1 pseudogene is annotated in these 1,047 nt (G+C 42.0%); it reads left to right on the top strand.

The features are described from left to right. Positions 1-39: 39 nt before the first annotated feature. Positions 40-1,047: pseudogene (locus DXC01_RS09730) on the top strand (IS1380 family transposase); the annotation flags it as partial.

Below are 1,047 nucleotides of genomic sequence, written 5' to 3'. Positions count from 1 at the left end.
TGTTCAAAGTCTTAACAATCCCAAACAAAGGAGCCCTTTATGAGTATTGTAAACACCTTTTCACTTCAAAGCAATAGGCAAATTAAAATAAATTTTGATGGAGGCGACTTGTCCTCCGATGCAGGCTTACTCCTCATCAAAGAGTTCATAAGCAAACTTGGCATTGAACGGCTTTTAAACCGTTCATTTAAGACCAATGATTCTGCAGTGTTTCGATATCATACGGACAGGGATAACCTTCTCCAGATGATATATATGATCATGGCCGGTTACTTCGAAGATGATGCTTCGGATGAACTGACCAAGGATCCTGTTTTTAAAGCTGTACTTGAAAAATCCGCATTAGCATCTCAGCCAACAGTATCAAGATTCTTTAACCGCATGGATGAAGACACTTTAAAACAGTTCCAGGAAATCAGCCAGATACTTAGAAAAAGGATCTACAGCATCCAGATGCCTCAGGCAGTGATCCTGGATCTGGATTCCACGCTCCTCGCAGCATACGGCAAACAGGAAGGCAGGGCATTTAACTTCCATTATCGGAGTAATGGCTACCATCCGCTCGTTTGTTATGACGGAATCACTGGTGATCTGATAAAAATCCAACTCCGTGATGGAGCAGCTTATTCCTGTACCGGTGTAACCGATTTCCTGCAGCCGATTCTCGACGAGTACCTGAATGATTATCCAACCATCCATCTCCTGCTTCGCGGCGATAGTGGTTTTGCAACTCCTGATCTCTATAAGCAGTGTGAGGAAAACGGAACAAGCTATGTTATCCGGCTGATGGAAAACTTCATCAAAGAAAGCAAATCCGGTTTTGATTTTTCTGCGGTGAGCAGTCACAACAGAATTGTAAATGCAAACAGAGTCCAGGTACATGCTCTTGCCTATAACATATTTAATTGGTTTAGATGATTGGTATTATCAGCAAAAATGCGGAAACAACGCATTGATACCGTCCGTTTAAAACTGCTGAAGATTGCTACAAAAGTAGTTCACTCAGCAAGATATATCACATTCAAGCTGTGTAGCAGCTGCCCATAT

The organism is Blautia sp. OM07-19, from assembly GCF_003481595.1.
Taxonomy (GTDB): Bacteria; Bacillota; Clostridia; order Lachnospirales; family Lachnospiraceae; genus Blautia_A; species Blautia_A intestinihominis.
This window is presented reverse-complemented; position numbering and strand designations above follow the sequence as displayed.